The following is a 23,171-nucleotide window of genomic DNA, read 5'->3' on the forward strand; positions in this document are numbered from 1 at the left end:
GGGCAATCTATTGAGCCGTGGTGAGGCACATACTGGAACTCGAGTTGTGACAAGGTGCGAATGATCAGGAAACGTTCGAGCAGTTGCGACCGCTGTTTGAATCGGAGGCAACGTTGTGTTCCATGCTAATCGGGCGTATGACGAAGATTTACTACCGGCACTTGAGTAGAGAGTTGAATCTACTATCAGCAAAAGTGAAGTACTGCCCCAAATATCAGAGTAGATATCCAATGAATAGGATGCTTTTCTCTGGATCTCAGCATCACCATCTAGAAACACAAGCGTTTCAGACCGCTGAGCAGATCGCTGAAGACTCTATTGGGAGTGTTCTCTACCTTACGCGGAACGACGCGAGACGGAGCCATGTTGCGGACAAGTGGGCTGAAGAGTACAAATCACTCCAACTCCGCACCGAAACACTCGATAGCATTGTTCGGGAATGGTACGAGAAACTCGAGGGACCAGTCGACCGCCCACCTGGACAGCTCGATCGACGACTTACCGAATACGCACTCGATAGGGCAACCGCAAACGAAGAGAGCATACTCGCTTGTGAATCGGCCTCGGCGTCACTTGCAGATGCGTTCAGCAGTCGCTTTTCGCTGTTTGATGACGCCGGCGTTGTGACTGCATCTGCACTCGAGACGGAGTTCAACGGATCGGAACTCGAGGAACGCATTGCAACAGCCACAGTCGATGTCTATCGCCAGTATCGCTCACTCCAAGACGAACTCCTCGAGGAGTGGATACTGACTCGGGGCGAAATCTTCGAAACCGTAGCGACAGCCGATGTTCCATTATCAGAATTGACCCCAGGAATCGATGTTGTCATCCTCTCTGGCTACTACGAATTTCGGCCGCTCGAGCGAGCACTTCTCCAGCGAATCGTCGATTCGTTCGATGCAATCGCAATATTGCCTCTTCACCAAGCTGGTACGGGTGGCGTCGACAACATCGCAACTGATGCACTCGAGCTGTATCGGACGCTGGACTTTGAGCGACAAGAGACCGGACCGACAACGGATCTAACTGCCATTACGAGTGCATTGTATCAGCCAGATCCCGATCCGGTGCCCAACACAGATGCCCTACAGTGGCGGGAGCTTCCGACACCCGAACGCGAGGTGCGGTATGTTGCCCGCGAACTTCGGAACGAATTGACCACCGGGCGTGATCCAGACGATCTCGCGGTTATCGTTCCAGGTCTTCGATCCTATGCTGAGTACATTTCAGATACGTTCGAGACGTTTGAGATTCCATACGTTACGACGGCGACAGCCCAGCTCGATCGAACGTACACTGGAAACGTGATTCATGATCTTCTGGCCCTTGCTGAACCGAATCCGCGAGCTGAGGATCTTACATCGCTGCTGGCAAACCCACTTGTTGATCTCATCTCACCTGAGCAGATAGCCTCCATTACAGCGACAACGCGCCGCCGGGATACTGCATCTCTTCATCCGCTTCTCGAGACCCTCGACGGCGAGACAACGGTGCGTATCAATGAACTCCTCGAGCAACTCGAAACCATTCGAACCGGAAATCTCGATACAGCTATCGAGACGCTTCAGGGGATTCTCGATGAGCAACTTGAGATCGACGATACGGTCGAGACCTATGCCGGTGGCACCGATCAGGAACTCGAGAAGCGAGCGTACGCCCTCACTGAGGAGGTTCTCGAATCGTTTGAAACGATGACAGCCACGTCGAGTCGGCTCTCGCCATTGGCGTTGTTCACTCGCGCGTTTGATGGTGTGCCTGTTCGTGCTCCACAGAGTAGTGCGGATGGCCGAGTCGAAGTATTAGGGATGCTGGATGCTCGGATGCGCTCTTTCGACAAGGTGTTCATCGTCGGACTAACGACGGAGCATTTCCCGACGACGCCAGAGCGACCGGCGTTTTTCGACGAGATGACGGACGCCCATCCGCGATTCGATACTGGTGACGAGCGCCTTCGAGGGCGATATCTCTTTGCGACGCTGCTTGCAAACGTTACGGAAGCAACGCTAACGACACCGAAGACGGGCAACGACGATTCTGCCGTCATTCGCTCACCCATACTAGATGAACTACAGCGGGTCACGGGTATCGAACCCGTTGAGGGTGTTGATGATCGCGTGGGGTCCCGCGAGGATCTCCAGCGACACATCGCCAATTGCCCCGACAAACGAGTGGCTGTTGATCATGCCGGCAATCACGGCGATTTCTCTCCTTCACAGACAAAGCGAACCGATCGGGGCCTAGTCTGTGCTGACCGACGGGCCAGTACAGAGCTCACCTCGTATGATGGCGTTCTCGATGCCGAGACCGTGAACGAGGTCTATCCATCGTCGGAACGGGAACCGTACAGTGCCAGCCGTCTCGAGCGGTATGCCGAGTGTGGGTTCAAATTCTACGCTGAGAACGTTCTTGATATTGAAGATCCGGACGACGTCGAAGTGACGCCCACGCCACTGGAAACAGGATCGTACGTGCATGACGTGCTCGAGCGGTTCTACGTGGATCTCCAGCCTTCGGACGATGAGATCGATCTTGCTGAGTACGATCGAAGTGAGCTCGAACAGCATCTTCTCGATGTCGCACTCGAGGAGCTTGCCGACGCTGACTTCGCGTATGACGGCTTGTTCTACGAACGGTGGGCAGCCAAGCTGTTCGCCGGTCTCGGGGATGTGGAGTCAAACCCATACACCACTACCGATGTTCCACATGATGCGCCCGAGCGCGGCTTGTTCGTGGCGTTTCTCGAGGAAGAGCTCTCGCGAGAGGGTGGTGATCGTCCATCGTTGTTCGAAGCGCCGTTCGGTAGCGGCCTTCCAGACTCGGAGAGTGGGCCGTTCGAAGTTGACTGCGGGGATGGATCGACAGTCTCGATTCGTGGCTACATCGATCGCCTCGACGTAGCTAACTCGGAGGATCGATCGAAGCTCACACTGTACGATTACAAGACTGGCCGTACACCGGCCATGACGAAAACTACGGGTGGGACAAAGTTCCAGCTCCCGATTTACCTGCTCGCCGCCGATCATATCGTCGACGGCGACAGACTCGCGAACGCTGATCTGGCAGCGACGTACTATCGGGTACGCCCGCCAAACGACATCCACGTTCCACGTGGGATCGAATCAAAGTTCGATTCACAGACCGAACTCCGCCAGTTCCTCGATACGGCTGTTCCATCGTGGTTGGGACAACTCGACGATGCGATCGCGAACGGACGGTTCCACACGACGCTGTTGGACTCACGTGACGCGAGCTGCAAGTACTGTGAGTATCGCCGATCCTGTGACGTTCGCCACCACCGGAAACGCGAGCATCTCGAGACAGCGCGAGAGGATGAGCGTGCATACGTTCCGTTGCGGGCACAAGATGATGGTGACCTCGAGGAGGTGATGGCCGATGACTGACGAGAGTGATGAGATCACGCTAACCAGCGAACAGCAAGACGCGCTTCTCCTCGATCGAAACATTGCGATCACCGCCGGCGCCGGCACTGGGAAGACGACAACCCTGACCGAACGGTACGTGAAACTTCTGGCGGAGAATCCGGAGCTGACGCCCGAAAATATCGTTACGATAACCTTCACCCGGAAAGCCGCCGCTGAGTTGACCGAGAGAGTTCGTGAGGAACTGTACGAGAGGCTTGCGGCTGTCGAGTCGCCTGAGGAATACCATCGATGGCGCAACGTGCTCGACGAACTCGAGGACGGGTACGTCCATACGATCCACGCATTTTGTACGCGGCTACTGCGTGAGTATGCCGTCGAAGCACCCGTTCCGCTCGGCTTTGACGTCCTCGAGGAGGACGGTGCAGCGGTACTGCAGCGCGAGGTTGTCACGGAGTTCCTCGATCAGAATCAAACCGACGAGGACGTGAGGTTACTCGCTCAGCTCTGGGGACGCGGCCAGCTCGTCGAGATTCTCACCGGCTTACTCGATGACCGGCCGCAAAGTGAAACGGTTCTCGAACACTGGAAGGATGCAGACGCCGATGACTACGTTAACGTCCTCTGGGATGTCTGTGACCTGGATTCCGATCAGGCCCGTGAAACGCTGTACGATGGCGGTGTTCTGGAGGACCTTCGCGACCTTCAGGGGCGACTTCCTGCCGACCATGCAGTCGAAGATGCTGACGGGTTACAGGCACTCGAGACGCTTACTGCTGTAGCCGAGCGCTTCCCTCGCCACTCCACCGACAGCGATCCTCGAGTGTGTCAGAACGCGATCCCCGAACTGTACGAAGTCTGTGAAAAGAAAAACGGTGGACTCTACAGCAGCTCGGGCTACATCGTCGGGAGCAGTGATGAGTGGGGCGAGCACGCCGATCTCTACGAGGATCTGAAAGCGACGCTCAATACGCTAATCGACGCAGTCGAACCATACGGAGACGCCGTCGAAACGACACCCGGCCAACTCGAGCGGAATAGTGCACACTATGCGCTGGCACTGCTCCGAGTCTTTGCGGACGTACTGGAGCACTACAACCTCGAGAAGGACCGTCGAGATGCACTCGACTTCCCGGATCTGATCGAGACGGCGATTTCGTTCCTCCAGAATCACGACGACGTTAGAGAGCGGTTGCAAGCCAAGTTTGCAGCCGTGATGGTTGATGAGTTTCAGGACACCGATCCGCGGCAGTGGCTGCTAGTGAAACTGCTTACCGGTCTCAACGACGGGACAGCGACTAACGCTTTCCTCGTGGGTGACGAAAAGCAGAGTATCTACGCCTTCCGTGGTGCCGACGTGACGACCTTCAGCGATGCTCGTGGTGAGTTGCAGTCGGCGAATGCAGCACTCGGCCTCGATATGGTTCCCGAAAGCGACGCCGAAAGCCCGACCGAGCTCGAGCTGTCGGGCAACTTCCGAACACTCGAGGGACCACTGACGTTCCTGAACGAACTCTTTGCGTCTGTGTTTCGGGCAGAAGGTGACGACCATGCTCCGTTCGAGGCATCGCCTCAGGAGCTTACTGCGGAACGAGATCGACTCGAGGACGTCGATAGTCTCGAAGGTGACGTCGAGTACCTGCTCGTCCCTGACGACGACGAGACGGCAGCCTCGCTCATGGGTGAGGATCACCCCGTTGCAAAGGGTGCTCTCGAGCATACGATCGAAGCTGAAGCACAGGCGCTTGCTGCCCGGCTCACACATCTGTTTGCGGATCCACCACTCGTCCAGGATCCAGACTCGAACGATCACCGGCCAGTGCGACCTGCTGACGTCGCTATTCTTCTCCGCCGGCGAACGCATCTCGATCGATACCAGCGTGCTCTCGAGGACGTCGAGATTCCCTATACGACTGTTGGTGGCTCCGGGTTCTACGATACCCCGGAAGTGCAGGCGTTGACGAATCTCCTTCGAGTGCTCGGCGACCCAACTGACGACGTTTCCCTCTACGGCGTGCTTCGGTCACCGCTGTTTGGGTTCACGGACGATCGACTCGCCACGAAAATTGCTGACGCGGAGTCGGTGTGGGATGGGCTTGCTACGACGGCAGATCCACAGCTCGCTGATGCCTACGACCTCCTGACTACGTGGCGAACGCTCAGCGGCTGTGCGACGCCGACTGAATCGGGAACGCTTCCCTGGAACCGTGTTCTCTCACGCGTTATCGACGACACTGGCTACCTCGCCAGTGTGAGTGCTGATGAACGAGGGAAGCAAGCGGTCGCGAACGTCGAAAAATTCCGCGATCAGATTCGATCCTGGAGCGAAAACGGCGTTCATACGGCCGCAGGATTGCTCCATCGAATCGATCAACAGGCCGAAGTCAACCCACGAGAGGGTGAAGCCGACATCCCGGGTGATACGGAGGGAGTTCGGCTCATGACGATTCACGCCGCGAAAGGGCTTGAGTTCCCCATCGTTACTGTTCCGGACCTCGGGACGTCGCTTACATTCGGCCGGAGTATCGATGATCACGGGTACGTGCGTTTGGTCGATGGTTCTGAGGATATCCCACCGTTGCCTGCTGTCGGTGGTCCGGATCCGGACGACGCATTCTCGGTCGAGAAGACTGCCGCCCACGAGTACGCAGATCGTATCTCACGTCCACAGGACCGAGCCGAAGCGAAGCGGCTTCTCTACGTTGCGTGTACGAGAGCTCGAGATCGGTTACTACTGTGTGGGACTCACGATATTGAACTCGAGGAAGAGGATGGTATCACGCTTGGTGAACCGGAGGCGTTCGACGAGGCAGGCCGATGGCGGGATTGGTTGCAGCCCGTGCTCTTTGATGACGATCTGGCTACGGCTGCGTTTCGGGATGGGAATGCAACCGGTCAAATCGGAGATGCAACGTACACGGTTCGATCTCCGTCACGTCCCGTCGAGTGGAGACAGAACGAGTCTTCGGACGACTCGATGCCGTCGATATCGATGCCGGCGCCGTCTGTACAGGAGCCAGCGACTCGAGTGGCTGCAACGACACTCGTCAATGCGCTAGCCGACAAGCGTGAGGAAAGTGGAGGGATGGATTTCTCGGCAGAATCACGGGAGACCAGGTTGCAACCGACTACGTTTGGGACTGTCGTTCATCGACTCGCCGAACTTCGACCGCCACGAGACGACTGGGAGTCGTTTATTGAGCGAGTGAGTCGAATGGCGGATGATGAACCGACTGCAGCGGACGTTGAGTCAGTAGTGGCTCACGCTGACGATGCGATCTCATTCGTGAAGTCTGTTGAGCGGTCGGTGACAATCGAGGAAGCACACGACGAGTATTCAGTGATCGCACGGCTCGACGGACATCGGATCGTTGGTGATATCGACCGACTGCTAGTCACTCCAGATACCTACTGGATTATCGATTACAAGACGAACAGTCTCTCAAGGACGACGTCGTCGAACTTGCTTGAGCACTATCGTCCGCAGTTGCTCTCGTATGCGCTGGCGCTGTTGCAACACGATTCCCAGCGTGACGTTCGTGCGTCGCTTCGGTTTACTGACGCCGGCGTCGAGGAGTCTCTTGAGTGGACTAGTGAACAGATGTGTGAGATCGAGTCAGAGCTTCGGTCGATGGTGGACTCACTCGAGTAGTCTCAACCCCTACTCGGGAGCAGTCGTCGAACTTGCCTTCGTACGCTCCCAAATTATGGCTGCGAGGCTACGCTATTGAGTGTGAGACTGTAGGAGAACGGCTTCCCGTCATATCTCTACTTTGTGGCCAGAATCACTTAAAGAACGAACCGGCGAGACGGGTTCACCGGGAGGTCGTCGCACACCAAACGGGTACGGATGTCTCGTTGGAGAGGATGGTTCTCCGATAGAAAATTGGTTTGCGGCGGCTGTGCAAAAGGAGTTGACAAAGCAGATGACGAGTATCCTAGCTGTAGGGCCCTCCTCAAGTGAAACTCTATCTTGAGAGCACCCAGTGGGCCAGAACCGTCTATTGAATAGTCGGTCTTACTCCCCGGATGAGAGGAACGGGCGTATCTCGGTGGGACAGAACGTTTACCAATCGATTGTGGTGTCACGAAACGATATTTGATAGCGACACGCTGTTTTCGGGCGCAGCTCTCATCAAGATGGACCTGTCTGAATTCTATCAGAGACAGCGTGCCACATGCAGAGCTTAGAGGGCGACTCAACTTTTCGATCCGGTGGGACGATTATTTGCCGGTGTATTTCAGCAATGGCCAGCAAGCGTCAGGGTCGCTCGATTACGCAACGGGGCCCTACAACAATTGACCCATCTCAACCGGTCACTCGTCGGAAACACACCAGCAGAGGGGATCTGGAGGTGGCTGTCGTTGCAGGATTATTAATTCTAGTCTTTTATTTAGCAACCTTTATTAGGTGGTGGTTTTACTTTGACAATCAATGGTAGATGTCTCACGCAGAACGCTCGTCAAGGCAACAGCTGCTGGGAGCGTAGTCAGCCTGGCCGGCTGTATCGGAGGCGCCGAAGAAGACGAAGAATCGCTGGTAATTGGGCTGAATGCGGACCCAACGGACGAACAGTGGGATGACTTCGGGGGTGTCATGGGATATTTTCTGGATGTCACAGAACCCCTCGTGGGCGCAAGCACGGAGATGGAGACCGAGCCCCAGCTCGCCGAGAGTTGGGAGCAGCTCGACGAGACGACGTGGCGGTTCGAGTTAAGAGATGTCGAGTTCCACAACGGTGAGGCGCTCACCGCCGACGACGTCGTTTGGACGTTCAGGGACGTACTCGATCGCGAGGCGTGGACGAGTGACTGGCTTAGCCTCGATGCCGACGGGATGGAGACACCCGACGACACGACAGTTGTCTTCGAGAACACCGAACCCATGGCGTCGTTTCCGGGTCTGATAAACCACGACTACTTCGGAATCCGGAACCCCAACGAATCAGGTCCTGACGCTGGAACCGGGCCGTTCGAACTCAGTGAGAGGGGTGACGGCGAAGTTATCCTCGAACCGTTCGAGGACTACCGCGGTGACGTTCCGAATGCCGGCGTCACGTTCCGGTACATCCAGGATCCAGCGACGCGCTCTCTCTCGTTGCAGAACCAAGAGGTCGATGTCATCTTCAACCCGCCGCTCAACGACGTCTCGGAGCTCGAGGAGTCGTCAGAGACAGACATACACACACAGCTCGCGACGAGTGCGACCCTCGGTGCGGTGAACCTGTATGAATCGCCGACGGATGACGAAACGCTGCGCCGGGCGCTCAACTACGCCGTCGATCAAGAGGAGATCGTTGAGAACATCATCGACGGTGTCGGCGTGCCCGCTCGCGGCCCGTTCTCGAACGCGATCCCGTGGGTGATCCACGACGATCTCCCCGAGTACGGTCCCGACCACGATAGGGCGCGTGAACTCGTCGAGGAATCCGACTACGGCGGCGAGGAACTGGTTCTCATGGTCGACAGCGCGGAGGATGAACACGCCACCATCGCGGAACATCTGCAATCGAACTTCGAAGACATCGGAGTCACCACGAGTATCCGGATGGTCGAGACCGGCGCGTTCTACGATACGTTCACCGACGGCGAAGCGAACCTCACGATCGTCGCCTTTGGGTCAAACAGTGTCGCCTCTGACTACCTCATTCGGACGATGTTCCACTCGCAGGGGTCCGACAACCGCCAACTCTACGAGGCGGAGGGAACCGGTGTTTACAATCCCGGATCGGAGATAGACGAGATGATCGAAACTGGCTACCACACGTTCGACGAGGACGAACGGTTCGAGAAGTACGCCGAGGTGCAACGAGAGATACGCCAGACAGGAGCGGTTGTCCCGCTGTTCTACAACGAGGACGTGCTTGCCTACCGGTCGGGTGTCGACGGATTCGAACCCCATCCGATAGATAAAAAGTACGACTGGACAGCTGTGACGGTCGGCAGGCTGGATTGAATTCGTCCAAATACCGTGTCATACGTACTCTACCGACTCGCAACGGCAGTCGTTGTCCTCTTCGGTGTCTCGCTTGTGACCTTCGGCTTCGTGCACGCGACGCCCGGTGATCCAGCTGAGACGATACTCATAGAGCAGACGGGACAGCAACCCTCGTCTGAAGCTGTCGAGGAGTTCCGTGAAGCGGAGGGAATGAACGATCCCGTTCACCACCAGTACGTCGACTGGGTAACCGGCGCAGTTCATGGTGACCTGGGCCAGTCGTACTTCTCGGACGCCGAGGTGTCGTCTCTCATCCTCGACGACCTTTATAATACGCTCGAGCTCGCCGTTGCGTCGATCCTGGTCGCACTCGTCATCGCCGTACCGACCGGCATCGCCAGCGCCATCCACCAGGGCCAGCCGATTGACGTCACCAGTCAGATCGGTGCGCTGATCGGCGTCTCGATGCCGAACTTCTGGCTCGGTTATCTGTTGATCATCGTGTTCGCACTCAACCTAAACATGTTCCCGGTTGCCGGAAGCGGTGGGCTCGAACACCTCATCCTGCCGGCCATCGCGCTCGGGACAGGCATGGCAGCCATCGTCACCCGGCTGGTTCGGACGTCGATGCTCGAGGTGATCGATCAGGAGTACATCGACACGGCACGCTCGAAGGGGCTGAAAGAGCGAATCGTCGTCTACAAGCATGCCCTTCGGAACGCGCTGATTCCGGTGGTAACAGTCGTCGGACTCCAGCTCGGCTTCGTGCTGAACGGGGCGGTCGTCATCGAAATCGTGTTCCAGCGGCCTGGGTTGGGTAATCTCCTCGTGGACGCGATCTTCGCGCGCAATTACCCCGTCGTTCAGGGCGTCGTACTGGTCGCTGCGGTCACCTTCGTCGTATCGAACTTGCTCGTCGACCTCTCGTACCGGTATCTCGACCCTCGAATCAAACTCGGTGAGTCACAGCAATGAGCGGAACGAACGCCGATACCGAAACGGAAGCGTCGGTCTCGACACAGTCGACGTGGCGTGACTTCCTCGACGAGATCAGGTACAACCCGCTCACACTGGCCGGGACGCTCATCGTCGCGTTCCTCTTTGCGGTCGCGATCGTCGGCCCCGTCCTGACGCCGTACGACCCGACGTCACAGGATCTCGCCAACGGGCTCCAGCCGCCCTCGTTGGCACACCCGTTCGGCACCGATCAACTCGGTCGAGATATGCTCACCCGAATCGTGTACGGGGCCCGCTTCTCGCTCGGAATCGCCATTGCCGTGACGAGCATCAGAGTCGTTCTGGGAACGACCGTCGGTCTCGTCGCCGGCTACGTCGGCGGCTGGGTCGACGAGTTCCTGATGCGGCTGGTCGACATCCAACTCGCGTTTCCGGGGCTGATTCTGGCGCTTGTTATCGCCGGCGTCCTCGGGCCGAGTCTGCGGAACGTGATGATCGCACTGGCCATCGTCGGGTGGGCGACGTACGCCCGGGTCGTCCGGGGGAACGTTCTTTCGGTCAAGGAGCGGGATTACGTGGCGGCATCGCGACTCCTCGGGACACCGCCGCGGCGAATCACGAAACGCCACCTCCTCCCGAACGCGATCAACCCGGTCATCGTTCTGGCGACGCTGAATCTGGGAACGGTAGTGCTCGCGACGGCTGGGCTATCGTTTCTCGGACTCGGTGCACAGCCACCCACTCCCGAGTGGGGAACGATGCTCGCAAGCGGGCGCAACCACCTCAGAGACGCCTGGTGGATCGTCAACATCCCGGGCGTTGCCATCATGCTAACCGTCCTCGGGTTCAACCTGCTCGGAGACGGACTCCGTGATACCCTCGATCCCAAACAGCAATCCAGACTGGAGGAGATCTAACCATGTCAGATCCACTTCTCTCCGTCGAGAATCTCCACACGCAGTTCCGCACTCCCGAGGGGCCCGTCAACGCCGTCAACGGCGCCACATTCACCGTCGAGGCGGGCGAGATCGTCGGGCTGGTCGGCGAAAGCGGAAGCGGAAAGTCAGTGACCGCACGGTCGATCATGGGGCTCGAGTCGCCCGGCGAGATCGTCGAGGGCGACATCGTCTTTGATTCGGTTGACCTGACGGAGGCCCCGGAGGCGACCCGACGACGAGCGCGGGGGACGTCGATGTCGATGGTGTTCCAGGACCCCAACACGTCGCTGAATCCGGTGTTCGACGTCGGTGAGCAGATTGCCGAGTCGTTGAAGATCCACGAGTCGCCGGACAGCCAGTCGCTGCTCGATTATCTGCACGTCCCGCTCGTGAGCGACCGGCGAGAGTGGCAGGAACACCGCAAGCGGGCGATCGAACTGATGGAGCAGGTCGGTATCGCGGACGCGGACGACCGCGTTGGCCACTATCCACACGAGTTCTCAGGTGGCATGCGCCAGCGTGCGATGCTGGCGATCGCACTCGCGGCACAGCCGGAGCTACTGATCGCCGACGAGCCGACGACGGCACTGGACACGACGACACAGGCCCGAATCCTCGACCGGATCCGCGATCTTCGTGACGCGTTCGATACCGCAGTCCTTCTCATTACGCACGATCTCGGCGTTGTCGCGGAGACGTGTGACCGTGTCGTGGTCCTGTACGGTGGTGAAGTGATGGAATCGGGGCCAGTCGAACGGGTTCTGAGCGACCCGCAGCATCCGTATACCCAAGGGTTACTCGACTGTCTCCCCCGACGAAGTGACCGAGGGTCGCCGCTACCGGCTATCGAGGGGTCAGTGCTCGACAGCGGAAATTCCACACCGGGGTGTCCGTTCGCATCGCGTTGTGAGTATGCGACCGAAGCATGTCGGGTCAGCGACCCGCCCACGATCCGTCCGGAGCGATCCCGCCGCGTGGTGTGCGGAGAGCTTGATACCGTTCGACAGGACGCCGAGTCGGAACGCAACGCGGCTCAGCCGAGAGTCGATGGCGGTGATCGTTCGATAGAGCGTGCCTCACAAGAGCGCCACGAGGCGGACGTTCAGACGTCGGGCACGATCGGCAAGGATGGAACGGGACGCGCTTCCGGATGGGAGAATCCCGAATCGCGCTCGGACGACACGACGGTGGAATCCGAGACGCCGTTGCTCGAGATCGATGGCGTCTCGAAAACCTTCGACGTGACCGGTTCGCGACTTGAACGGGTATTCGGCCAGCGCCAACTTCTCGGTGCCGTCGACGAGATCAGCTTTCGCATTGATGCCGGTGAGACTGTTGGACTGGTCGGCGAGAGCGGCAGCGGAAAGTCGACGCTTGCCAGCGTTATCGCTGGACTCGAGAGCCCGACTGAGGGTGAAGTACGGTTCGACGGGGCGACTGTTGGGACCGTCGAGGAACGGACACCCGAACAGCTCTCGGAATTCGGCTTTGTCTTCCAGAACCCGACCGAGAGCCTCAATCCACGGATGACGGTGCGGGAAACACTCGCCGAACCGCTCCGTGAACGCAACTGGGAGACTGAGCAGCAGGATCGACGCATCGCGGAACTGCTCGAACTCGTCGGCCTCTCCTCGAAGCACGCTGCACGGCGGCCACACGAACTGTCGGGTGGGCAACTCCAGCGGGTGGCCATCGCTCGGGCCATTGCGCTGGAACCGAGCGTCGTCATTCTGGATGAACCGGTCAGTGCGCTCGACGTTTCGATCCAGGCCAAAATACTCAATCTCTTACTCGAGCTCCAGGAACGACTCGGGCTGACGTATCTCGTTATTTCACACGACCTCGAAGTCGTGCACCATATCGCCGACCGGGTCCTCGTCATGTACCTGGGGAAGGTGATGGAACGGGGACCGGCAAACGCACTGTTCGAGTCCCCGGCACACCCCTACACGGAGGCACTCTTCGAGGCGATCCCGACCCTGGAGGACGACGGAACTGCACAGCCGCTGTCGGGTGCTATTCCGAGTCCGGTCGACCCACCGGATGGCTGTGTGTTTCACACGCGCTGTCCGATGGCCGAGGAGCAATGTCGCCGCGAGGAACCGTCGTTCGAAACGATCGCTGGATCCCACTCGCGCTGTCACTTTGCCGAGGACGTGACCGAGGAGCCAGCCGAACCGACCATCGAACCTGACAATCCATGAACTCGAACACTCGTCACAACACAGACCGTACGGAACCCGACGAAAACAGCCCCCAGGAGTACGACGTGGTGATCGTCGGCTCCGGGCCCGCAGGCGCTGCGGCGGCGCTTTTTTGTGCTCGGGCCGAACTCGAAACACTGCTCGTCGCAAACGGCAGGTCGACACTGCAGAAGTGTGCCTACGTCGAGAACTACCTCGGTTTCCCTGCCGGGATCGAACCCCAGTCGTTGCTCGATCTGGCGCGGGCACACGTCGAACAGACCGACTGTACAGTCCGAACCGAAACCGTCGACGGTGTCACCCAACAGGACGACACGTTGGTCGTCGACTGCGACGGTGAGGCGGTCACCACCGAGGAGTTGCTCGCTGCCTCCTGGTCGAAGAGCGAGTATCTCGACGGTCTCGGTGTCGAGAAAGAACAAGAGGAAGACGGTCCGGTCGACGAGATCGTGACCGACGAGGACGGCCGCACGAACGTCCCGGGTGTCTGGGCTGCCGGACGGATTACTGGTACTCACCACCAGGCGCTGGTCAACGCCGGCGACGGTGCCCGTGTCGCGCTGAACCTGATCGAGACGTTCCGGCCAAGCTACTACAACGATTGGGTCGTCCCCGATGGTTATTACGCCAGCTTCGACAGGGAGATTCCCACCGGCGTCGAAGAGATCGACCACGAGGAGCGACAGCGGCGCGCAAACGCGGGTCAAAAATGGATGCGGGAGTTTTTCTAGGAGTAGCTGTCACCGGTAGCCGGCGTCGAGGAATCTCTCGAGTGGAGTGGTGGACAGGTGAGTGAGGTCGAGTCAGAGCTTCGATCGATGGTGGGTTCACTCGAGTAGGTCTCAATAACCACTCTGGATTAATTAACCAACACTGGTACACCGCACCAACTTTGTTGGTTAAGGACCGACTTCGATCCGTCTTCTAAAATAATATCAGCCAGTCGATATACCTAATTCCAAGTTGCTTGTTGAGAGCGTTTTACGCCGATCAGGTGAAGAACCGCTTATATTTACCGAACGAACACCAAGTTGCGTGAAGACGGACGGCGAACACCTGGTGGGCATCGCCGTCTGCTCCCGGTTCAAGATTCATCAATTCCGCTGTGTAGCACTCGCTGAGCAGGTCTGCGAGCATAATTCCAAACTAACTCTACGAGCTGCTCATTCCTCAAACCGCGCTAACTAGTCGGTGCCAGATGTTTCAGTGTGCAACTCAAGCAGCTGATATTTTGTAATGTGATTGGCAATAATGAGGTACATATAAAAAATATAGAATTACCATATTTAGATGGGATAATAATTTGAGGAGATAGAAGTTTCTTTTCCACCCTAACCGAAAATATGAGATGTCTTTGTCATATCCCTGATTATAAATATGAAGTTCTTCCTTACCCTTCCTGCTGGATATAATACCTGATTAGAGCCGCGAATAATATCAATAGTATTACTTTTCATTACTTCTTCCGGACCGAATATTAGTGTTTTCTATTGTTCATAAATTTGTATACATGACAGGGAAGCCCACAAATGATATTTATACGGTCACATTACTTTTCTAAGAGAGGCATATGGGTGACAAACACAAACGAAACCATCACAGTATATCGAGGCGTGGCCTCATAGGGGGAATCGGTCTGGCTACGTCAGTATCGATTGCTGGATGTGTTGGTGGAGAGGATGAAGAGAACGACGAAACGGGCGATCTCGAAGAGGGTCATCTAATACTGACACTTGCAACCGAACCGCAGGGTCTTGATCCACACGATCACGAACATACGGAGACAGACATCGCTGCTCGACACTCTTACGAGAAGATTCTTGATAGGGATCCCTCAGGAGAAATAATAGGTGGTATCGCTGAGGACTGGGAACGGATCGAGCCGGGACATGTCCGCTTCCACCTTCGTGATGAGACAATAACGTTCCACGATGGGAGCGAACTCACCGCCGAAGACGTAGCGTTCAGTCTCAACAGAATTGTTGACGACGATGTCGATATCGCGAGTCCACAGCGAACGTTCATCAGCGGCGTCGAATCAGCTGAAGTTGCTGAAGACGGCGCTGCGGTTGATGCTTTCTCGCCAGACCTGAACCCTGCAGTCTTCGATAATATCGCTGCTGTCGGTGGACAGGTCGTGCAGAGAGAGTGGATCGAAACGAACGACAGAGAAGTAATCAATACTGAAGCAAACGGGACAGGACCGTATGAAGTCGTAGAATATACCGAGGACGTCGATATCGAGCTTACGGCTTACGAAGACTATTGGGGAGAACAGCCCGATGCACAGAGTCTACGAATTACGTGGACCGAGGAGGCGAGTTCACGAGTCAGCCAACTTCTCAACGAGGAAACCGACATCGCGGTCAACGTTCCGCCGGAGGACGTTCCCCGTGTTGAAGACTCAGATGTAGCTCGGATCGAAACAGTTCCAAGCCAACGGGCGATTTTCTGCCCGATGGATACAACTACCGAGCCGTTCTCAAGCACGGAGTTTCGGCAGGCGATAAACTACGCCTTCGATCAAGAGGGGATGATTGACGACGTACTCAGTGGGTTTGGAAATCCGGTTAGCCAGCCGTCGCTAGAGGGTGCAGTTGGCTACAACCCTGACACTGATCCCTACCCTTACGATCAAGATCGCGCAGAGGAACTCGTCGAGGAGAGTGGTCATACTGATGTCGATATTACGCTTCATACGCCAGTTGATCGATATCTACGCGATGTTGAGATTGGGCAGGCTATGGTCAATGACATTGATTCCCTCTCGAACGTCAACTGTGACCTCGAACAGCGGGACTTCGGTGCACTAGTCGACGAGGCATTCGATGGGGATCCTGAAACGGCCCCGGACTTCTGGATGATCGGCTGGGGGAACACCGCGTTCCACCCGACGTTTATTATCGAACCCTATCTGACGCCGGAAGGAATTACGGGCCAGTACGTCGATGACGACGAAGGGAACGAACTCTTCCAAGAGGCCCGAACCGAACCTGACGACGAAACACGCGAGGAACTCTTCCAGGAACTCAACCAGTACTACCATGACCAGGCTCCATGGCTATTCTCTCATCAGCAATACAGCATCTACGGGATGAATAACCGTGTCGAGTGGGAAGCGCGAGCTGACGAGGTTGTTCCGGCTCAAGAAATGAATCTCTAAGACGAGTACGAATGGGTATTTATAAATTTTTGTTAAAACGCGTACTACAGGGATTGTTCGTTATCTGGGGAATCGTAACGGTCGTTTTTCTCCTTCGTTTCATGACTCCAGGCGATCCGGTGTCATTCGTTGCGCCACTTGATGCGCCACCTGCTCTCCGAGCGCAGATCGCAGAGGATCTTGGACTCAATCAACCACTGCACATCCAGTATGCTGAGTACCTCATCGGACTGGTGCAAGGGGATATGGGGTATTCGTATATCTCCAACACAGACGCCGGGAGTCGCATTTTTGCCCGGTTACCAGCTACCCTCGAGCTTGCACTGATGGCGACCTTGATTGCAATTATCATTTCGATCCCGCTCGGCATCATTAGCGCGGCGAATCGCCACGAACCATCCGACTACGCTGCAACCAGTTTTTCGCTGATCGGGATCAGTACTCCAAACTTCTGGCTTGGTATCATGCTCATCTTGGTCTTTGCAGAGACGCTCGGGGTTCTTCCATCCGGTCAGCAGGCGATCGGACTCGTTGGAGCGTTACAGATGCTCATATTCGAGCAGAATGTGAGTGGATTGCGAGCGTGGGGTGCACATATTATTCTACCAGCGATCACGCTTGGCACGTACTTTACAGCGCTTATTATGCGACTCACAAGAAATGGAATGTTAGAAGAACTCGGAAAAACATACATCAGAGCCCTCAGAGCGAAAGGACTTCCAGAGACACTTGTTCGATACAAGCACGCTCTTCGGAACACCCTGATACCGATTATCACGATTCTCGGCCTTCAGTTGGGAACGCTGATTGGTGGTGCCGTTGTGACTGAAACGGTCTTCGCATGGCCCGGTCTCGGCCGTCTTGTCATCACAAGCGTTCTCAACCGTGACTGGCCGTTGATCCAGGGAACGCTGATCGTCATCGGTGTTGGATTCGTCGTAATAAACATCGTCGTCGACTCGCTGTACGCGTATGTGAATCCAAAGGTGGGATACGAATGATTTCACCACGAACAGTTCGGAACCTCCGGAGTGAATTCCGTCACAGCTTGATGGCTAAAATCGGTGTTGTGTTACTCATCAGTATTCTCCTTGCATCGATTTTCGCACCGTTTCTCGCACTACACGATCCGACACATCAGTACTCGGGCGAGAGCAACAACCCACCAATTGGGTTTGGCGGCGAAACTGAAACTGCAACGACAGAAGTTGTTGACGGCGAAGTACAGACAACCGTCGAGACCGTCGAACAGAGTCCAACGATGGAACATCCGCTCGGAACGGATGCACTCGGTCGTGATATGTTCTCACGACTATTATTCGGTGCTCGAACATCGATATTAGTCGGTCTTACTGCAACGACACTCGCTGCAACCGCAGGCGTTGTGTACGGCCTCACTGCTGGCTACTACGGGGGTCGCATTGATGACGGGATGATGCGCCTTGCAGACATCATGTTGGCGTTTCCATCGCTGGTGTTAGCGGTCACACTCATCGGGCTGTATGGGACCGGATCGATACGTATTCCGGATCCATGGGTAGGGCTCGGTCTCGTTGATGGGATGCCGGAGTCTTTCGTTTTCCCAGGAACGATTACCGTCGTGATCGCTTTGGTGAGCTGGGTCTGGTTTGCTCGAGTCGCGCGTGGCGAAGCGCTCTCGCTTCGAGACGAGGATTATGTGAGGGCGGCGCGAACCGCTGGTGCAAGTGATTGGTATCTCCTTCGCAAACATTTGCTACCGAACTGCCTCACACCGATTATCGTCCTCGCAACAGTTCAGGTTGCGGTCGTTATCCTCTTAGAGAGTGCACTTGCGTTCCTCGGATTTTCGGGAACACAGCTATCCTGGGGATTCGACGTTGCACAGGGTCGAGACTACCTCGCAACCTCGTGGTGGATTACAACGTTGCCCGGAATGGCAATCTTGCTCACGGTCGTTGCGATAAACCTAATTGGCGACTGGTTCCGGGACGCACTCGATCCGGATATCAGCGGAGAGGAGGGTGGTACTGGTGCCTAGAGAATCCGATAGCGCGGATCTTATTCGCGTTCGGGACCTAACGACTCGCTTCTATACTGAAGAGGGACAGATCAATGCAGTCGAATCAATCAATTTCACGATCCAAAAGGGCGAGATATTCGGTATCGTCGGTGAGAGTGGGAGTGGAAAAAGCGTTGCCGCCCTCTCTCTCATTGATCTGATCGAAGAGCCTGGCCGCATCGTTGGCGGCGAAATCTGGTATCGAAATCCTGACCTCGCCGAGATGGTCGCCGATGCGACTCCCGATGCAGTCGATGGAGCATACGTCGACATACTGCAACTGTCAGAGGGGGGACGGCACGCCCTGCGTGGTTCGACGTTTAGTATGATCTTCCAAGACCCGATGAGTAGCTTCAATCCGAGTGTCACGGTTGGTGAACAGATTGCTGAAGCGGTCGAGGTCCAGCGCCGAGCGTCTGCAAATCCACGGTCGACACGTGCTCGTACCGAGGACTTCAGTCTCGTTTCATTCTTGCTCTCGAGTGCCCTTCCGTCGCGACAGTTCGTTACACCAGATAGCAAAGATCGGGCAATCGAACTCCTCGAACAAGTCGGCATTCCCGACCCCGCAAAGCGTGCTGAGGAGTATCCATATGAGTACTCCGGCGGGATGCTCCAGCGAGCGATGATCGCACAAGCACTTGCTGGCGAGCCAGAAATTTTGATTGCTGACGAGCCAACAACAGCACTTGACGTAACCATTCAGTCACAGATCCTTCAACTCCTCAGCGAGTTGCAAGACGAAACCGGACTAAGTATCGTGTTGATCTCCCATAATCTCGGAGTAATCTCACGGATCTGTGACCGGGTCGGGGTCATGTATGCCGGTGAACTCATTGAGAAGGGAGACCTCTCGGACATTCACCAGTCATCGGTACATCCCTATACACAGGGTCTTCTCGACAGTATTCCGGACTTCGAACATCCAGAATCGTCCCTACAACCGATCCCTGGAAATGTTCCGAGTCTTCTCGACTCGGAGATGGGTGATGGGTGTTACTTCGCCGATCGGTGTCCGAAGGCGATGACGACCTGTCGTGAGAAGCCACCAGAGTTCACAGTCGACGGTGACGACGATCACACTGTTCAGTGCTATCTCGCTCGAGAGGCGTACGATCCAGCAAAGGCTCTTGAGGATAATATCGACTCAGAGGAACCAGACGCAACAGCATCGACGATGAACCGAGAGCAGCTCGAACACAGCCCGGTGGAATTCGATAATGAGTGAACCGCTTGTTCACGTATCTGACCTGAAGAAACACTACTACGAACAGGATACCCTTCTCGATCGTGCCCTCGGGAACGATCCAGTCGCCGTTCGTGCAGTCGATGGCGTCTCCTTCGATATCCATGAGGGGGAAACACTTGGCCTCGTAGGAGAGTCCGGCTGTGGGAAGTCGACACTCGGTGAAGCCCTCGTCAATCTCGAGACGCCAACCACTGGTGACGTGACGTTTGACAATCTCCCAGTTTACGACCTCGACGAGGATCAGGAACGGGAGTTCCGTCGTAGAGTCCAGGTTGTTTTCCAGGACCCATACTCAAGTCTCAATCCGCGAATGACTGTCGGTGAGACGATCCGCGAACCGATGGCTCTCCACGATATGGGAACAAAGGCTGAACGTAAGGAGACAGCCCGTGAACTCCTCGAGCAGGTGGGACTTGACGCTGATCATACCGAGCGGTATCCTCACGAATTTTCGGGGGGGCAGCGGCAACGAATCGGTATTGCACGCGCCCTCGGAGTTGAGCCGGACTTTATCGTTCTAGACGAACCCGTCAGTGCACTCGATGTCAGCGTTCAAGCTCAAATCCTTACACTGCTTAATGATCTGCAGGCAGAGTACGATCTCACGTATCTGCTTATCACACACGATCTGAGCATCGTTCGGCGTATCAGTGATCGAATCGCCGTGATGTATCTCGGTAAGTTCGCTGAAATCGGACCAACAGAGGAGATCTTTGAGAACCCACAGCATCCCTACACGGAAGGGCTTCTCGAGAACGTTCCTCGGGCCAACGTTGAAGAACAATATCGAGACATTCAGATCATCGCTGGAGACGTGCCATCCCCACGGGATCCACCCAGTGGCTGTCGGTTCAGAACCCGCTGTCCCGAGATTATCCAACCAGCGGCATTCGATCTCAACCAAGACCACTGGCGAGCAATCGTTGATCTGAAGACGCAACTCGAGAACGGATCGCTGAGCACCGACTGGCTCGTTTCACGAGCGGCTAATAAACGAGACGATCAGTCGCTTGAACAGCAGCTTAGGGAGCATTTTGAGCTGCCGTCGACGCTCGGAAATGACACAGCAGACGCTGTTCTCAATCGTGTGTTGTCGGCTCTTACGGACGAACGTCCCGATGACGCACTTGGCATTCTCGAGACCGAGTTTGAGTCACTTTGTGAACGAGAATCACCAGCGCTTGAGGAAACTGAGCCGAACCGTTGTACTGCCTGTCATCTTTACCAGGAAGATTCTGATTGACAATAATTGATGGGCAGTCCTTCTCACTAGCGGCTTACCATTTCCTGGATAGTCATTCTTGCTTACGGAGAACGGATTCGTGAGCCTCTAATGGCGGAGACTCGGGAGCTTTCTCATGACGAGACTGTCGGTTGTCCCTGATGAGGTTTCAGGCACGAATTGAACAAGAGGCAGCGGCAACGATAGGAGAACTAGAGATAGACAGTCAGGTTTGCCAAAAGTTCATTTAGTGAGAGTTCACTGTTGCTCCCATGCAGACACGGACTGAGCACGTTGAATCGCTTCTTCTCGATGGCGTGTTCGACATCCCGGAATACCAACGGAGCTACTCATGGGAAGGACGCCAGCTAGACGAACTCATAGATGATCTTCGCTATCTACCGGAGGACCGCACGCACTTCTTCGGAAATATCATCCTTGACAAGAGGGATGAGCCCTACGAAACGGCATCAGGTAGACGGCTGAACGTCTATCAGGTTGTAGATGGCCAACAACGGTTGACGTCTACTTTGATTCTCTTGGATGTCATTAGTGAGCTGGATCAAGCAGTTCAGGAATCAGTACAGGAAGGTAATGTCATCCACGTTCCGAACGGCCGTCCTCGTCTCCTGCCACAAAATCAGGATCAAGAGTTCTTCCGAGATCGTATCTTAGGGGATATCTCCCTCTCGGCGGATGTACCATCCCAACATCGCCTCAAGCAGGCTCGAGAATTTTTGTATGACCGACTAAGTGAACTCCAAGACGAGATCGCTCTTTCGACGCTTGCGACGCGGTTGCTCTATGACTTTGAGATCAACGTTGTCGAGGTCGATGACGATTCCGAGGCAGCATCTATTTTCGAGAGTATCAATGATCGCGGGAAGCCTCTCTCCTCGCTCGAGAAGACGAAAAGCTTCCTCATGTATATGGATGATCGAGCGAACGCTGAGAAGTCGCTTCAAACTCAGATCAACGATCGGTTCGGCGGAATCTATCAAGAGCTGTTCGTCTTAGAGGAGGGACACAGTCGTGTCGATGATTTCGATGAAGATAGTCTCCAGCAAGCCCATTGGGGACTATACGATGGCTATGATTCCGATGAGTACTTCAACAGTCTCGATACGCTGAAGTCACGAATCTACGAGACCTATCGAAGTGGCAAGTACGACCACGTCGAATCGATTATCGATGAGTACACCAGCAGTCTCCGTGAGGTATCGATCGCGTTCGCAGCTATCTTCGATCCAGCTTCGTACTCGTCGGACCACGTTCAAGACCGTCTCACTCGATTGCTTGAACTCGGCCGTGTCGCGAACGTCCTCCCGATCCTGATGGCTGCACAGTTAGAGTATGGTGAGGGCGCACCGGATCGGTTCGCGGATATCATTGAGAAATGCGAGACGTTCGTGTTTCGAGTTTATGCTATCGATCGACGCCGGTCGGATACAGCGAGGGGACAGCTGGTTCGGCTGGCACATAGGATGTATACTGATCCGGATCACGGATTCGAGGATACAATCCGTCGGCTCGAGGAAATCACCCGGCGATATACGAACGACGATCGGTTCGAGCGTGAGCTTCGCGATCCGGATTTCTACAATACCGTTTCGAGTCGTGACGTTCGGTACCTACTCTATCAGTATGACCAGCAACTCGAGGCAGAGACAGAAGAGTTCGTCCGCCATGATCTCCACCAGATTCTGTCGTCGGACTTCCAAGTCGAGCATATTCTCGCCCAACAGCTCGATAAGGAATACATTCCCACAGAGACCAGAGGCGAGTATCAAGAGCACGTGCACCGGCTCGGTAATTTGACGATCGCGGGTCGATACTGGAACAGTACATATGGAGCGCTGCCCTTCGAGGAGAAAAAGCAGCTTCCGATGGGAGCGGAGAGTAGTCGAGAAAAAGCATACGAGAGTTCGAGCTTGAAAGTGCAGCAGGTCCTCGCTTCGATAGAGAACTTCGATCTCGATGCTATTGACACTCGTGAGGAACGGATCGTTGGGTTTGCACTTGAGGAGTGGGCGCTCGAGTCGGCTCCAGCTGACGCCATTGATGTAGAGGATATCT

At 55.8% G+C, this 23,171-nt stretch carries 13 protein-coding genes; all 13 read left to right on the forward strand.

From position 1 onward, the window contains the following. Nucleotides 1–230: 230 nt before the first annotated feature. The gene (locus tag QA600_RS20920) at nucleotides 231–3,404 is read left to right on the forward strand and encodes a PD-(D/E)XK nuclease family protein (RefSeq protein ID WP_345782046.1); all 3,174 of its coding nucleotides are present in this window, start codon (nucleotides 231–233) and stop codon (nucleotides 3,402–3,404) included. Then, nucleotides 3,397–7,035, forward strand: a complete 3,639-nt coding sequence (locus QA600_RS20925) for a UvrD-helicase domain-containing protein (RefSeq protein WP_278293867.1) — start codon at nucleotides 3,397–3,399, stop codon at nucleotides 7,033–7,035. The genes QA600_RS20920 and QA600_RS20925 overlap by 8 nt, the downstream gene beginning before the upstream one ends. Nucleotides 7,036–7,818: 783 nt before the next feature. Beyond that, nucleotides 7,819–9,339, forward strand: coding sequence for an ABC transporter substrate-binding protein (locus tag QA600_RS20930; protein WP_278293868.1), 1,521 nt, complete (start codon nucleotides 7,819–7,821; stop codon nucleotides 9,337–9,339). A 15-nt stretch (nucleotides 9,340–9,354) separates the two neighbouring features. Beyond that, nucleotides 9,355–10,296 carry a nickel ABC transporter permease gene (gene nikB, locus QA600_RS20935; RefSeq protein ID WP_278293869.1) on the forward strand — a complete coding sequence of 314 codons (942 nt, stop codon included), beginning with the start codon at nucleotides 9,355–9,357 and terminating at the stop codon, nucleotides 10,294–10,296. Further along, nucleotides 10,293–11,195 carry a nickel transporter permease gene (gene nikC / locus QA600_RS20940; protein WP_278293870.1) on the forward strand — a complete coding sequence of 301 codons (903 nt, stop codon included), beginning with the start codon at nucleotides 10,293–10,295 and terminating at the stop codon, nucleotides 11,193–11,195. The genes nikB and nikC overlap by 4 nt, the downstream gene beginning before the upstream one ends. Nucleotides 11,196–11,197: 2 nt before the next feature. Next, a complete protein-coding gene (locus QA600_RS20945) occupies nucleotides 11,198–13,420 on the forward strand; it encodes an ABC transporter ATP-binding protein (protein ID WP_278293871.1) in 2,223 nt (740 codons plus the stop codon). Continuing rightward, nucleotides 13,417–14,151 (forward strand): FAD-dependent oxidoreductase, encoded by a 735-nt coding sequence (locus QA600_RS20950; RefSeq protein WP_278293872.1) that lies wholly within the window; start codon nucleotides 13,417–13,419, stop codon nucleotides 14,149–14,151. The genes QA600_RS20945 and QA600_RS20950 overlap by 4 nt, the downstream gene beginning before the upstream one ends. Before the next feature lie 839 nt (nucleotides 14,152–14,990). Continuing rightward, nucleotides 14,991–16,583: an ABC transporter substrate-binding protein gene (locus QA600_RS20955; protein ID WP_278293874.1), complete on the forward strand. Its 1,593-nt coding sequence runs from the start codon at nucleotides 14,991–14,993 to the stop codon at nucleotides 16,581–16,583. A gap of 11 nt (nucleotides 16,584–16,594) precedes the next feature. Beyond that, entirely contained in the window at nucleotides 16,595–17,584 is a 990-nt protein-coding gene (locus QA600_RS20960; protein WP_278293875.1) for an ABC transporter permease, read from the forward strand. Beyond that, the gene (locus QA600_RS20965) at nucleotides 17,581–18,603 is read left to right on the forward strand and encodes an ABC transporter permease (protein ID WP_278293876.1); all 1,023 of its coding nucleotides are present in this window, start codon (nucleotides 17,581–17,583) and stop codon (nucleotides 18,601–18,603) included. The genes QA600_RS20960 and QA600_RS20965 overlap by 4 nt, the downstream gene beginning before the upstream one ends. After that, nucleotides 18,587–19,852 (forward strand): ABC transporter ATP-binding protein, encoded by a 1,266-nt coding sequence (locus tag QA600_RS20970; RefSeq protein WP_278293877.1) that lies wholly within the window; start codon nucleotides 18,587–18,589, stop codon nucleotides 19,850–19,852. The genes QA600_RS20965 and QA600_RS20970 overlap by 17 nt, the downstream gene beginning before the upstream one ends. Continuing rightward, nucleotides 19,845–21,116: an oligopeptide/dipeptide ABC transporter ATP-binding protein gene (locus QA600_RS20975; protein WP_278293878.1), complete on the forward strand. Its 1,272-nt coding sequence runs from the start codon at nucleotides 19,845–19,847 to the stop codon at nucleotides 21,114–21,116. Before QA600_RS20970 ends, QA600_RS20975 begins: the two co-directional genes overlap by 8 nt. Nucleotides 21,117–21,367: 251 nt before the next feature. Then, nucleotides 21,368–23,171: DUF262 domain-containing HNH endonuclease family protein (locus QA600_RS20980; RefSeq protein WP_278293879.1), on the forward strand; the 1,804-nt coding region annotated here is incomplete at its 3' end.

Source organism: Natronococcus sp. A-GB1, from assembly GCF_029688845.1.
In the GTDB taxonomy this organism is placed as follows: Archaea; Halobacteriota; Halobacteria; order Halobacteriales; family Natrialbaceae; genus Natronococcus.